17 protein-coding genes are annotated in these 13,842 nt (G+C 50.9%); 1 reads left to right on the forward strand and 16 read right to left on the reverse strand.

The features are described 5' to 3' along the window. On the reverse strand, nt 1-792 hold the full coding sequence (locus tag EL143_RS00935; RefSeq protein WP_085416994.1) for a 3'-5' exonuclease: 792 nt from the start codon (nt 790-792) through the stop codon (nt 1-3). Between the two features lie 173 nt (nt 793-965). On the opposite strand from EL143_RS00935, the gene EL143_RS00940 reads away from it, so the two are divergent. Further along, the gene (locus tag EL143_RS00940; protein ID WP_085416990.1) at nt 966-1,772 is read left to right on the forward strand and encodes a DsbC family protein; all 807 of its coding nucleotides are present in this window, start codon (nt 966-968) and stop codon (nt 1,770-1,772) included. A gap of 59 nt (nt 1,773-1,831) precedes the next feature. Here the strand turns inward: EL143_RS00940 and EL143_RS00945 are convergent, their stop codons facing one another. From EL143_RS00945 to EL143_RS01015, 15 genes are all read right to left on the reverse strand, one after another. Next, nucleotides 1,832-3,226, reverse strand: a complete 1,395-nt coding sequence (locus EL143_RS00945; RefSeq protein ID WP_085416989.1) for a sensor histidine kinase — start codon at nt 3,224-3,226, stop codon at nt 1,832-1,834. Nucleotides 3,227-3,243: 17 nt separating this feature from the next. Further along, the gene (locus EL143_RS00950; RefSeq protein ID WP_085416988.1) at nt 3,244-3,921 is read right to left on the reverse strand and encodes a response regulator transcription factor; all 678 of its coding nucleotides are present in this window, start codon (nt 3,919-3,921) and stop codon (nt 3,244-3,246) included. A gap of 204 nt (nt 3,922-4,125) precedes the next feature. Further along, a complete protein-coding gene (locus tag EL143_RS00955) occupies nt 4,126-5,925 on the reverse strand; it encodes a PglL family O-oligosaccharyltransferase (protein WP_085416987.1) in 1,800 nt (599 codons plus the stop codon). After that, the gene (locus EL143_RS00960; RefSeq protein WP_085416986.1) at nt 5,922-6,278 is read right to left on the reverse strand and encodes a DUF2069 domain-containing protein; all 357 of its coding nucleotides are present in this window, start codon (nt 6,276-6,278) and stop codon (nt 5,922-5,924) included. Before EL143_RS00960 ends, EL143_RS00955 begins: the two co-directional genes overlap by 4 nt. A gap of 155 nt (nt 6,279-6,433) precedes the next feature. Then, complete coding sequence (tatC, locus tag EL143_RS00965) at nt 6,434-7,177, reverse strand: twin-arginine translocase subunit TatC (RefSeq protein ID WP_085416985.1); 744 nt, start codon at nt 7,175-7,177, stop codon at nt 6,434-6,436. Nucleotides 7,178-7,302: 125 nt separating this feature from the next. Beyond that, nucleotides 7,303-7,836, reverse strand: a complete 534-nt coding sequence (gene tatB / locus EL143_RS00970) for a Sec-independent protein translocase protein TatB (protein ID WP_085416984.1) — start codon at nt 7,834-7,836, stop codon at nt 7,303-7,305. A 2-nt stretch (nt 7,837-7,838) separates the two neighbouring features. Continuing rightward, on the reverse strand, nt 7,839-8,048 hold the full coding sequence (gene tatA / locus EL143_RS00975; protein WP_085416983.1) for a Sec-independent protein translocase subunit TatA: 210 nt from the start codon (nt 8,046-8,048) through the stop codon (nt 7,839-7,841). A 71-nt stretch (nt 8,049-8,119) separates the two neighbouring features. Further along, complete coding sequence (locus tag EL143_RS00980; RefSeq protein ID WP_085416982.1) at nt 8,120-8,443, reverse strand: histidine triad nucleotide-binding protein; 324 nt, start codon at nt 8,441-8,443, stop codon at nt 8,120-8,122. A gap of 89 nt (nt 8,444-8,532) precedes the next feature. Further along, nucleotides 8,533-8,856 (reverse strand): phosphoribosyl-ATP diphosphatase, encoded by a 324-nt coding sequence (locus EL143_RS00985; protein ID WP_085416981.1) that lies wholly within the window; start codon nt 8,854-8,856, stop codon nt 8,533-8,535. 59 nt (nt 8,857-8,915) lie between these two features. Continuing rightward, nucleotides 8,916-9,314, reverse strand: a complete 399-nt coding sequence (hisI, locus tag EL143_RS00990) for a phosphoribosyl-AMP cyclohydrolase (protein WP_085416980.1) — start codon at nt 9,312-9,314, stop codon at nt 8,916-8,918. Between the two features lie 77 nt (nt 9,315-9,391). Further along, nucleotides 9,392-10,918 carry an amidase gene (locus EL143_RS00995; RefSeq protein ID WP_372338561.1) on the reverse strand — a complete coding sequence of 509 codons (1,527 nt, stop codon included), beginning with the start codon at nt 10,916-10,918 and terminating at the stop codon, nt 9,392-9,394. A 26-nt stretch (nt 10,919-10,944) separates the two neighbouring features. After that, nucleotides 10,945-11,409: a copper resistance protein NlpE N-terminal domain-containing protein gene (locus EL143_RS01000; protein ID WP_085416977.1), complete on the reverse strand. Its 465-nt coding sequence runs from the start codon at nt 11,407-11,409 to the stop codon at nt 10,945-10,947. Nucleotides 11,410-11,449: 40 nt separating this feature from the next. After that, nucleotides 11,450-12,208: a sulfite exporter TauE/SafE family protein gene (locus EL143_RS01005; protein ID WP_085416975.1), complete on the reverse strand. Its 759-nt coding sequence runs from the start codon at nt 12,206-12,208 to the stop codon at nt 11,450-11,452. Nucleotides 12,209-12,235: 27 nt separating this feature from the next. After that, nucleotides 12,236-12,787, reverse strand: coding sequence for a CreA family protein (locus tag EL143_RS01010; protein ID WP_085416973.1), 552 nt, complete (start codon nt 12,785-12,787; stop codon nt 12,236-12,238). Between the two features lie 110 nt (nt 12,788-12,897). After that, nucleotides 12,898-13,776 carry a LysR substrate-binding domain-containing protein gene (locus tag EL143_RS01015; RefSeq protein WP_085416971.1) on the reverse strand — a complete coding sequence of 293 codons (879 nt, stop codon included), beginning with the start codon at nt 13,774-13,776 and terminating at the stop codon, nt 12,898-12,900. Nucleotides 13,777-13,842 lie beyond the last annotated feature (66 nt).

The following is a 13,842-nucleotide window of genomic DNA, read 5'->3' on the forward strand; positions in this document are numbered from 1 at the left end:
TCACCGCCATGCGGCCAAAAACTCGTGCCAATGTGCTGCATCTTCCTGTGTTTTCAGATAATTGCGCAGAATACGGATTTCCTGCTCATATTCGTCGCCGTCCAGCGCGCCGCTCATTAAGCGGAAACGCAGATACATTAAATAAGTGTTGGCCGCATCGGTTTCGCAATAATCGCGGATGGCCTTGAGCATGCCTGTCTGAAAAGCTTCCCAAACCTTGCTGCCGTCCATGCCTAACTTACCCGGGAAGCCGCAAAGTTTGGCCATATCGTCTAGCGGCACATTGGCGCGCGGCTGATAAAGCGCCAGCAAGTCCATCAAATCGCAATGGCGGTTATGGTAGCGGCTGATGTAGTTGTTCCACTTAAAATCACGGCTGTCGCCGAAATCGCCCTCTCCCGTATCCCAATAGCGCGCTGCGGTAATGCCGTGAATCAAGGCGCGGTAATGCAGCACCGGCAAATCGAAGCCGCCGCCGTTCCAGCTTACCAATTGCGGCGTATGCGTTTCAATCAGGTCGAAAAATTTGGCAATCACGGTTTCTTCGCTGTCGTGCTCGTCGCCTATCGTGCCGATATGGATTTTTTCCGCTCCCCAGCGCATGCAGCAGGAAACCGCCACCACTTGATGCAGATGGTGCTGCATAAAATCATTACCGGTTTGGGCGCGCCGTTTCTGTTGCGCAAAAGCCACCACGTCGTTATCAGGAATGTCTTCAGGCAAACCGTAAAGCAACCTTATGCCGTGCACATCGGGAATCGTTTCAATATCAAAGGCAAGAATCGGGGTCATAATGGCGGTTCCATAGTCAACAACGGCATTGTGCATGAAGTTTCAGCCTTTGACAAACCTGCTTGTCCACCGGCACAGGTGTGCTAAATTACATAAATTTTCTTGGTGTATCACAATGGTTTAGGCATAATATCGCACGTTTGAAATTAGATAAGACTGAAAGTTTTAAGCCAATGAATTTATCGAAAACCCTTCTCTCAATCGCCTTTCTGCCGTTGATCGCTTGCAGCCAGCCTACAGCCAGCAATCCAAACAAAGCCGCCGGCAGCCCTCAAAAGAGCGCATCCAAACCGGCAATCAAAAGCGATGTTCCCGAAGCCACGGCAAAAACCATCAGCAGCAAGCTGGAGCAGGCATACGGCCAGCAAAAATTGAAAGTGCAAAGTATCCAGGCCTCGCCGGTAGCAGGCTTGTTTGAAGTGGTGGTTTCCGGCAATCAGATTGTTTATACCGATGCCGATGCTGATTATATGTTTGTTGGCGATTTAATCGATATTAAAAGCCGCAAGAGCCTCACGGAAGAGCGCTCTGCCGATATCAGCCGCGTAGATTTCGCCAGCCTGCCTTTGGAAATGGCCATTAAAGAGGTGCGTGGCAACGGTAAGTTGAAAGTAGCCGTGTTCTCCGACCCCGACTGCCCGTTCTGCAAACGCTTGGAAAAAGAATTCGGCCAAATGAACGACATCACCATCTACAACTTTATGATGCCTATTGCCAGCCTGCACCCGCAAGCGCACCAAAAATCGGTTCAAATCTGGTGCCAAAAAGACCGCACTGCCGCTTGGGCCAACTGGATGCGCAAAGGTGAGATGCCGCCCGCGGTTGCAGAATGCGACAATCCGGTAGAGGAAACCACTTCTCTTGGAGAACAACTCGGATTCACCGGCACGCCTGCGGTGATTTTCCCCAACGGCAAAGTACAGGCCGGTTATTCGCCTAAAGCCCAATTGGAACAGGCAATCAGAAGCAATCAGAAATAACGGTTTGCCCAAACAAATGCCTGTCTGAAAGGTTTTCAGACAGGCATGTTGTTACACGGCTACAAACCCGCTTTCAATTCTTTTGCCCGCTTAGGCAACACAAAACGAATCCGCAAGCCGTTGGGGCTGATGTTGTTGGCCATAATTTTGCCGCAATGCTGCTCGACAATATGCTTGGTAAGCGCAAGACCCAATCCTGTGCCTTGCTTGTTGGCGCTGCTGTCCGCACGGTAAAACGCGGTGAAAATATGCGGCAGCTGGTTTTCCGACACTCCCGGGCCGTTATCCGTGATGTCCACCATCCAATTTTTTGAATCCTGATAAATTTTCACCTTAATCGTGCTGCCTTCCGGGCTGTAATTCATGGCGTTTCGGATAACGTTATCGAATGCGCGGTAAAGGTAACTTTCATTGGCCAAAAGTTTGGCATCTTCCGGCACTTTTTCCACCACCAATTCCACGGTTTGATGATTCTTCTCCGCCACAGCTTGGCTGTCTTCCACCAAATGACGCAGAAACGGCACCAGCGCCAGATTTTCTTTTTCCATGGGGATATTGTCGGTTTCCAAGCGCGAAAGCGTCAGCAACTCACCCACCAGCGCATCCATGCGCACCAGCTCGCTTTCCAGGCGCTGCAAATATTCGTCCTGCTTTTTCGGCTGAGTCTGAATCAGGCCGACAATAGCCTGCATACGCGCAAGCGGCGAACGCATTTCGTGCGACACATGATGCAAAAGGTGCCGCTCTTTTTCCACCAGTTTTTGTAACTGTTGCGCCATTTTGTCAAACTGATCGGCCAATTGCGACAATTCGTCATCGCGGTCTGTCATCTGTTGCGAAATGCGTGTTTCCAAATCGCCTGCTGCCAGCCTGTTCATACCCCGGCCTAAAATACGGATAGGCTTGGTAATATTGTTGGCCAGAATATATGCCAATAGCAAACCCACCACAAAAATAAAGCTCAAGATAATGATTTCGTGCCACACCGGCTCAAGCGGCAGCCCGGGAATAAACAATGGGCTGATCGGGCGCTGAAGCTGGCGGTTTTTCCAATCACGCACGAAAAACAGATATTCCTCACCCCATCTGTCATACTCAATACGGGCATTTTCCAAATCAACCTGCTTTACCGCCGCATTGCGCATCGACTCGACCACTTTGGGATCTATCGGCCTGCCCAGCACATCTTTCCGGTTATCGCCGGTAATCATATACACATTTTTAGAAATAGGATGCTCGCTCCATTCCTGCAATGTGTCTTTCGCACCTTGCGCACCGCGTGCACGGAAGGCCGAAATCATGCTATTAAGCAGCGTGGTTTCCAATACACGCTGCTGCTTGAAATGGTTTTCCGCAATGGTGTTCTGCACCACCCAGAAAGAAAAACTCGCCACGAATATGGCGCAGATAATCACGGCGCAAAACGTGGCGAATATACGTTGAAACAGTTTCATGAACAGTCTGTTTGCTATTAGTTTTTAACAAATAAATAACCCAAACCGCGTACGGTTTGAATCAGAGAAGCATCACCCAATTTATGGCGGATGCTGGAAATATGTACATCAATACTGCGGTCAAATTTGGCCAGCTTGCGGTCGAGCGCCTCGATAGACAAGGTTTCTTTACTTACCACCTGACCCGCATGACGCATCAGCACTTCCAACAGATTGAATTCCGTACTGGTCAATTCCAAAGGCTCTTCACCGATGGTTGCCTGACGCTTGGCCGGATACAGAGTAACATTGCTTACTGAAATGCTGTTAGGCGCTGTGCTTTGTTCGGAAGCACTTTGGGCGCGGCGCAAAATGGCGTTGATACGAGCCAAAAGCTCACGCGGCGTACACGGCTTGGGCACATAATCATCCGCCCCCATTTCCAAGCCGATGATGCGGTCGATATCGTCACCTTTGGCAGTAAGCATAATCACAGGAATCGTGCTTTGCGCACGCACGGTTTTCAACACCTCCAAACCGTTCATTTTCGGCATCATAGAATCCAATACAACCACGTCGTAATTGCCGGACAAAATTTCTTGCACACCTGCTTCACCATCCGGCACGCTATTTACCGACAAACCTTCGGCTGTGAGATATTCGGTCAGAAGCTCGGTTAATAAAGCGTCGTCATCTACCAATAACACATGGCTCATTGCATATTTCCTTATCTGGTTGTCTTTAAAATTTTAAGGATGCCTTCCGTTATGAAGGGGCAAAGCTATCTTAACATGCAAGCCTGTATTTTTGGTAGCATGTCTGCTCGCCCCTTTGCTCTTTTTTGCACGGAATGTCAAGGGCTTTACATAGCAATACTGTGTCAGCCGCCCCTGCCCGCGCCTTTTCAGACAGGCATGTTTCTATTGCTTGCAAGGCTTGGCATTCGGATTGATTTTGGCATATTCCGCGCAAGCCTGCTCCCACTCCGGCCGCAAACCGGAAAGATGCGAAGATTTGTCTATCAGGGAACCGTAATACGGCATCTGCATCGGGTAATACTCATACATCATGCGCATCCACCGGCGCCCTGCCGCCTGATGGCCTGTCCGGTAAAGATACATACCCACCACATGCGCATTGGCATAAGGGCGGAAGACCATCGCCTCCAACGCAGCACCAACCGCCCACGGCTGAAGCTCGGCATCAGCAGGCGAAACCCGGCGCATCAAAGAAAGCTGCGCATAATAACGTAACATGGGTTCGGTTCTGGCAATTTTCAACATACCGTTGATTTTTTCCTGCTTTTGTTCAGCGGTTTCCGTTTTCTCGGTGGTGTTGAACTTGACCAATTCGTGATACACCAAACCCAAGCGCACAATGCCCACGATGATAAACACCGACGCAACCGCCACGCCCCAATTCAGCCATTTAATCTGATGCCTGTCTGAATCGGCTGTCGGTTCAACATCCTGCATACCCAGCATCAGCCCGACCGGCACCAAAAAGTATATATACCACAAAGGATATTCCAGCAAAGAGTGACAGAAAGAAATGGAGAGCAAAGCCAAAGGTAAAAAATTTTCATTGCTTACCGGCTTTTTAAAATAAGGCCACACCACCCAAAGCAAGCCGCCGAATACCAACAACGCACCCACCAAGCCCATGTCCGCCAAAATCTGCAAAACAATATTATGCGTATGCGTATAAAGCACGCTGGTTTCATCATTACGCCAGCCGGTAGGAAACACATTGGTTAAAAAACTTTGCAGTGAATACGATTCCCAGCCGTGTCCCCATATCGGAGCCGTCAAAAAGACATGCCACGCGCGTACCCACTCCACTTCGCGCGGGGAAGCAGCAAAATCCTTGCTGCCCATCCGGTCGAGTGCGCTGAAATAATCAATGCCAATCAGTGCCATCAGCTTATCAAACGAAAGCTGCACCACCACCACCATAAGCAAAGCAAACAAAAACACCTTAACCGCATGATTGCCTTCACTGCCTCTGCGCCAGCGCCAAAATACCGCCAACAAAGCCACCGCTGCCACATAGGCAAACAGGCTGCGGGAATTCACCATGCCCATGATTAGCGCCAAATACACGATCATAAAGCAGCCGAACCAATTCGACACCCGCCGCTGCGACCACAGAAAAGCGGCGGCCACCACGCCCCACATCAAGTAATGCCCCAAATGGTTACGTTGCGCCAGCTGACCCATAATATTATTAATATCGCTATACAGCACATAGCCCTTCAAATGCGAAGCCCAGCCGGTAAACTGAATAATGCAAACCAGCGACTGCAGCAGCGCACCCGTGACCAGCACCGAAGCAAACACCGTAACCACCCGCTCCTGCCCGACTTCCCGAATCCAGCCCCTGCATGCCCAAAGCATCAGCCCAATCACCACAAACGACCAGGCCGCCATATCGCTCATACCCGGATAAGGCAGCTCCATAACCCTTGCCTGCACGGCCCAATAAGCAGCCAAAGCAAAAAAATACACGCTGCCCCGCGGTATCCGCGCACCCAACATTCCCGAAAGCGCACTGCCCAACACAAAAAACAGCGCGAGCAGCAATGAAGCACTTTCCAGATAAAGGCTCGACAACGGCCCCGTCCGCCAAATGGACATAAACGGCACGATACAGACAAACGCCAACCCGCACACCAATAAAGTGGTATCGGTTTTACGGCTTTCCACATAATCCAAAATCACACAGCGGCCTTTCTTTTATTTTTCACAAAAGCCAAACAAGCAATAAAAAACACCACGCTCAACACCAACATCAATGCGGCACACACCCTGCTCAGCGGCTGCACATCAAACAGGCGCATTACCGCTTCGGCAAAATAAATCAAAATCATCATACAAGACCATTGAAAAGTATAGACCTTTCCTTTCAACACTCCGGCCAGCGGCAAGCACAAAGGCAAAGCTTTCAAAGCCATCCAAGAGCCGCCCGCGCGCAAAGGCGCCAACCACAGCTCCCAAGCAACACTCAGGATAATCATGCCGATCAGGCTGATTGCGGCAGCCGCTTGCGGCCATTGTTTTTCATAATGATTCATTTTGAAATATTAAATAAAGTTATCAAATGCATTATAAACAAAAGTTCGCCTGAAACCCCTTCCGACTTCAGACGATTCTTTTTCAATTTAATTCCGTGGTTTGAATGCCTGTCTGAAAACAAGTCCACCGCTCCAAACACACCATACCGACCAGCCTAATCTTCAAATTCCTCGGCCGCACGCTCTATCGGCTTAACCATCCGTGCCAGCACCAAACCCAGCTCGTAAAGCACAATCAACGGCACTGCCAGCATAAATTGCGAAATCACATCCGGCGGTGTAATCACAGCCGCCACCACAAACGCGCCCACAATCACATAAGGTCTTGCCGCTATCATTTTTTCCATCGAAACCACACCCATTCGGTGCAGCAGAACCACCACTACCGGCGTTTCAAAAGTCGCACCGAATGCCACAAACATGCCCAATACAAACGACAGATATTTATCAATATCCGTCGCCATATTCACGCCCTCCGGCGTTACACCGGCCAGAAACTTGAAGATCACCGGAAAAACCAAAAAATAGGCAAACGCCATACCGCAGGCAAACAAAATCAAACTGGAAAGCACCAGCGGGAAAATCAGTTTTTTTTCATGCTTATAAAGCGCCGGCGCCACAAACGCCCACACTTGGTAGAGCGTGTGCGGCAGAGTCGCCAAAAAAGCCGCCATCAGTGCCACTTTAACCGGCACAAAAAAAGGCGCAATCACTTCCGTAGCAATCATGCTCGTGCCTTTCGGCAGATTCGCCATCAAAGGTTGTGCCACAAATGTGTAGAGCTGCTGCGCAAAAGGCATGGCTGTAAAAAATGCCGCCAACATCACCACAACAATCCACACCAAACGGCGGCGCAGCTCAATAAGATGTTCGACCAGAGTCTGAGTTTGCTCAGTCACTTTTTATCCATATAATTTAACAGCCGGATTTCACCGCTGCTACTGCTTTTATAAACCGAATGACGCGTTAGAAAGTTTTCATTAAGCTATGCCTGTCTGAAACGCCAATACAAAGCAAGACAAACTTACCGCCCTTGGCCTTTTCTCACACTCAAACGCGGGCGCGTCCGGTATTTCGGGCGCATATCACGCCGCTGCATCATGGCGCGCCGCTTGAGCGACACGGGCGGCGGCGCATGGCGCAGGCCATAATCGGAACCGTAATCGTCTGCATCAAAGTCATGCAGATCCACCAACGGCTTGCCCGCTTCGTCCAAACCGAAATCGGCGGGCGTGCGCTGCTGCGGCAAACGCTCCCAGGCGGGGCGCAAATCCAGCCCGTCGCGTATGGCTTGCGAGCTTTCTTTTACCGAATCGCCTACACTTTGAAAGCTTTCTTTAAAATCCTTTGCTGCGTCTTCCACATCTTTTTTGACGCTACTCAATTCAGAAGCATCAATCTGGCGCCCCAGCTCGGATTTGACATTGTTCACAAAATACTGGATTCTGCCGGCCCACTGCCCCGCAGCGCGCGCCACTTTGGGCAGGCGCTCCGGCCCCAGTACAATCAGAGCCACCACACCGATCAGCAATAATTCGCTGAAACCGAAATCAAACATAATCAGGCTTGTTTGTCTGGATTGCTCTCATCGGCTTTGTGTTCGATCACATCGTCTTTTTTCGCCTCTTCCGAGCCTTCATTCAAACCTTTTTTAAAATCGTGCACCGCACCACCCAAATCTTTACCGACATTGCGCAGTTTTTTCGTGCCGAACACCAGCACCACAATCACCAATACAATGATCCAGTGCCAAATTGAAAAGCTGCCCATAAGAATTCCTTTTTAATTTAAAGCGTAAATAATCACAATCATGAAATGCGCCAAGCATTTTCAGACAGGCATCAAACAGGCCGCCCCATAATATGGATATGCAGGTGAAACACTTCCTGCCCGCCGCCCTTACCTGTGTTGATTTGGGTTTTGAAACCGTTGGCCAAGCCGTTAGCCTCTGCAATTTGCGGCACTTTCATCATCATTCTGCCCAACAGCGCCTCATGTTCGGGCTTGGCATGCGCCAGCGAATCGAAATGCTCTTTGGGAATCAGCAGCAAATGCACCGGCGCGGCAGGGTTGATGTCTTTAAAACACAGCATCTCATCGTCTTCATACACCACGCCCGCAGGGATTTGCTTATCCACAATTTTGCAGAAAATACAGTCAGTCATCAAAAATACTCCGAAACCGTAGGCCGATTGCGCTATTGTATCAGCACACAGCGCCTGCCCATTGAATAAATACAGATTTTAATACAAATTCAGCTTTCCTGCCGCGCCGCTTTTTCCGCCAGCCCCGACAAACCCTGCCTGCGCGCCAACTCATTTAACACATCTTCAACGCGCAAGCCGTGATGCGCCAGCAATACCTGCGTGTGAAACCACAAATCCGCCACTTCGTAAATCAGATGTTCTCCGCCGCCGTCTTTTGAAGCCATCAGCACTTCTCCCGCTTCTTCAATCACTTTTTTCAGGATTTTGTCTTCGCCTTTGTGCAGAAGCTGGGCCACATAAGACGTTTCCGGATCTTGGCCTTTGCGGGAATCGATAACGTTTTGGATTTGGGTTAAAACTTGGTCGGTCATAGTTAGTATTCTCTTGATTTAATTGAACCGCATGGCGGCATACTGATTTCAGACAGGCATCAACCGTGCGTATGCCCGTAAATCTCTTTTTCGTCTTTCAATACCGCATCTACAATGTGCCATTTGCCATCGCGCCACACGCGGTAAAAACAGCTTTCACGCCCCGTATGGCAGGCAATACCGCTGGCTTGGTCTATCAGCATAATCACCGCATCGCCGTCGCAATCCAAACGCAGCTCGTGCACTTTTTGCGTATGCCCCGACTCTTCGCCTTTCATCCATTGCTTTTGGCGCGAACGGCTGTAATAGTGGGCATAACCCGTTTCGGCGGTTTTTTGCAGCGCTTCGTCGTTCATCCAAGCCACCATCAGCACGCGCAGGGTTTTCGCGTCTTGTGCGATGGCGCAAACTAAGCCTTTTTCATCGAATTTAACGGCATCCAGCAGTGGGTTCGGCATGTTTGTTACTCCTTTTTCAGACGGCCTTGTTGTTACAGGCTTTCTTATACGACATTTTTAAGGTTGGTAATTTTGTCTTATATGGACGGCTGTTTATCCGCCCACGGTTGAATCTGCTCTAATTGCGCCGCCAAGCGCAGCAGTAAATCTTCCCGCCCGTGTGCTGCGGCAAACTGTGTACCTATCGGCAGCCCGTTGTGCCAAAACAGCGGCACACTCATGGCAGGATTGCCGCTCATATTAAATGGTGCGGTGTAGCCGATGTATTGCAACGTGCACTCGGCTTCTTTCTCAATCAAGGGGTTTTGTTTCATCAGCCAGCCTAATTTCAACGTGCCGAACAGCAAACGGATGATCTTTTGCTCGGTTTCAGACGGCATGAGTTCGCCGATTTTCGGTGTGCTACGCGGGCAAATCGGTGTCATTAAGACATCGTAGCGTGTAAAAAACGCTTCGGCGGCGCGCCCCTGTGTCAGCATCACATCACGCGCCCACGCCATTTCGCCTGCACTGATTTGCTGTCCTTGTGAAATCAACGCCCAAGTTGTCGGTTCCAACTGGCTGTGATGCAGTTTTTGCCCCGTTGCCTGTTGATGAAGATAAAGCAGTTTTGCTGTTTCACCCATCACCAAGACCCTTGCTGCACGGTTGAGTATTTTAGGCGGGGAAAAATCGGGAGAGGCTTCTTCCAAATGATGCCCTGCATCTGACAACAATTTCAGGCTGTGGGCAAATGCCGCTTGCGTGTCTGCATCATTTTCTCCGCCAAACCACGGCTTCTGCCAAAAAGCGATTTTCAGACAGCCTGTGTCGTGTTTGAGGCCGTCTGAAAACGATTCGGCAGGTCGGGGGCAGGCATACAGGGCGTGTGTTTGGGTTTGAGCTGCAATATCGAGAAACAGGGCGCTGTCGCGCACGCTGCGGGTCAGCACATGTTCGTTGACCAAGCCTTGCCATGCTTCGCTTTGTAACGGTTCAAAGCTGCTGCGGCCACGGCTCGGTTTCAAGCCGAAGATGCCGCAATTATGGGCGGGCACACGTATCGAACCGCCGCCGTCGCCGCCATGCGCTGCCGGCACAACACCTGCGGCAACGGCTGCCGCCGAACCGCCGCTGCTGCCGCCCGGTGTATAGCTTAAGTTCCACGGATTACGGGTAATGCCATAGATTTCTGTTTCCGTTACAGGATACGCGCCCCATTCCGGCGTGGTGGTTTTACCGAAAATGCGCAACCCCGCATTTAGATAAGCCTGAGTTAAAGCGCTGTTTTGTTTGGCTACATAATTTTTCATCATGCGCGAACCAGACCATGTGGGCGTGCCTTCCCAATCGGCGATTAAGTCTTTCAATAGAAACGGCACGCCAACCAAAGGCGCATGGGGATTTTCAGACGGCCTCTGCCATGAAAAAGCCCGTTCGCGCAAATCATGGGCCAATAAATTCAGCTTGGGATTTACCGCGTCTAAACGGTTTAAGGCCGTCTGAAGTACTTCATCGGCAGATACTTCGCCTTTGCGGATCAACTCTGCCAAGCCGACGGCATCATATTTTCTGTATTCCTCAAACTGCATGATTTCTCCTCGTTGTACAGCAGAGCAGGCCATCGGAAGAATGCCTGTCTGAAAACCATTCACTGCCCGGGCACAAAACTGCCGGTTTTCGCCAAACCGCAGATTTTCCCTTTGCTGTCGGGATAGGCTTTGCCGTCGTTGCCGCGCATTTGCAGGCCTTTTTCGTGAGCGAAAAACACCATATTGTCGCCCGTTGCATCCAATTGCAGCAGGCCGTCGTCGCGCCAAAGGAAGATGCCGCGTTTTTCAGACGGCAATACGCCGGCCACTCTGCCGACGTGTCGGGTAGTTAAGCTGTAATGCAGGTTGTCGCGCAAAACGATGGTGGCTTCGATGTAATCGCAGTCGGCGCAAGGCAGTTCGCCGCGATAGATGCCGACCCAAGAAGCCGAATCTTTGGCGGCAACCGGTGATAAAACTTCGCGTTCGGCTTGGAGTTCGCTGCTGCGTTCGGGCGTGCAGGCCGTCTGAAATACGGTTAGGGCAAGCAGAATAAAGCGGTAGGATTTTGTGTTCATGTTCATTAATTTATCTTTTGAAATCTGTATTTTCAGACGGCCTCATTTACTTCAAAAACGCCGCGGCCACGGCCACAACCGTCATCACAAACAAAATCGTGCGTAAGGTGTTGGGCGAGAGTTTTAAGGCAATTTTCACGCCGATCATCGAACCGATGGCATTGCCTGCTGCCAGCACAAGGCCGACATCCCACCAAATCTGCCCCTGTACGATAAACACGGCCAAAGCCACGACGGTAAACGCCAGCGTGCACACCAGTTTTAAGGCGTTGGCGCGCAGCAGGTTGTAGTGCAGCACGCCCGCCAGCACGGGCAGCAGAATAAACGCGGTGCTGGCCTGCACAAAACCGCCGTAAATACCGACGGCAAACAGCAAAACCGCCGCCCCGCGCGTGTCGGACACTTTGCGTTCCTGCACGTTTTGCGGCGGCAATAAAAGCTGCGGTTTGAGAAAAGTGAGCGTGGCCACGCCGAGAATACAGACGAGCAATGCGGGTTTCAGAATCTGATTAGGCAGAACCGAAGCCAACACGGAGCCGACCAAACCGCCGAATATCATCGGCAGCAAAATGCCGCGCAAATCGTGCGTAGGCAACGCGCCGGCGTTTCTAAACCCGCGGATACCGGTGAGCGACTGGAAAAAAATGCCGACGCGGTTGCTGGCGTTGGCAATGTCGGGCGGCACGCCGAAGGCCATCAACAGCGGCAGAATCAGGTTGGAACCGCCGCCCGCCAAAATATTGATGATGCTGGCAAAAATGCCCAGCACGGCAATCGCCGCATAATGCCAAAGGGTTAAATCCATGCTGCTCCGATCTTTTTCAGACAGGCATCAGCGCTGTGCTGCCGCAGTAACGATGCACGAGCCGTGAATCTGCTGGTTGGGCTGCACACTCACTTTGGCAGCATCCAGCGGCGCGCCGGTATAGCAGGAAAAAGCGTCCATCGAATTTTTCGGCGAACCTTGAATCACTTTATCGCTGTACACCATGTATGAAAACACTTTGCGCGCGGGGTCGTAATAGCGCATCACTTGCAGGGTTTTGAAAATAAAGCTGGAGCCTTTTTTGAAAATTTTCTGCGGCTTGGCGATTTCGGCTTCGTTGAAAGTGATTTGCGGTGCGGTCTGAACGCAGGATACGGAAGCGTCGGAAGCATCTTCTTCCAAGTTCACCGTTTCTTTCAGGCCGCCTTTTTTGGCGTAGGAAATATAGCAGGTAACGCCTTTGATTTGCGGGTCGTCGAACGCATGGATTTCAATACGGTCGTTTTTGCCGAGCATGTTGAACACGGTGCTGGCCTCGCCGATTTTATCGGTACCGTCTCCGCCGCCGCACGCGCCCAATAATGAAGACAACGCCAATATCCCAATCGTTTTTTTCATTTTTATATCCATTTCGTTATTCAATCGTTTTCAGACAGGCATTCAAGCTAAAACGCTTTCAATTATACAGAGTTCGCAGACAAGTATATCAATAAACATTTGCCGCCCCCTCAACCCGCCTGCGTCAACAGCCACACCTTCACTTGCTGAACCACCGATGTATCCGCATGCCGCTGCGGCTCGCACAACCAGTAAAATTTATCATGCAAACAAGGTTCTGCCGCCACGCTTAAAAGCCGCAAATCCAATTCCTCCCGCACCAGCTTCACACTCAGTAAAGCCACGCCCTGCCCCGCAACGGCTGCCTGTATGGCATGGCTGCCGTCTGAATAACGGATGCCGCTTTGCACATCCGCATGCGGCACTCCCGCTGCATCCGCCCACTTGTTCCAGTCCGCCGCATCATGTGTATCACGGTGCCAATCAAGATGAATCAGCGGCCAATCCCGCACATTTTTCGATAATTTTGCCAATAAGGCCGGGCTGGCCACGGGCGCAAAACATTCTTGGAACAAAGGCGTTGATTGCACCTCGGGATAGTGCCCGTTACCGTAGCGCACCGCCAAATCGGCTGCGCCCGATTTTAAATCGGCAGGTTCGTAAGATGCATGGATATGGAGGTCGATATTCGGGAAGGCGGTCTGAAAAGCGGCCAACTTAGGTACCAGCCATTTCCCTGCAAATTCGGGCGTTACCGAAATACTGACCACTTGGCGCACCGGTTCGCAAATGCGTTCCAACGCGGTCGTGATGACGGCAAAGCCTTGCGCAGCCGCATCAAACAGGATGCGGCCTTCGGCGGTGAGCGACACAGCACGCACTTTTCTGACAAACAAAGGTTTGCCCAGCTGCATTTCCAGTAAGCGGATACGGTGGCTGATAGCAGTGGCGGTTACATTCAGTTCAGCCGCCGCCGATTTAAAACTGCCGGTACGCGCCGCCGCTTCAAACGCATAAAGCGCATCAAGGGAACAATTCGGCTTTCGCATGATATAGATGAATTAAATTGACTTATAAATTGAGAATATATCGTTTGTAGCAAGAGCAAACAAGCA

Source organism: Neisseria canis, from assembly GCF_900636765.1.
Classification (GTDB): Bacteria; Pseudomonadota; Gammaproteobacteria; order Burkholderiales; family Neisseriaceae; genus Neisseria; species Neisseria canis.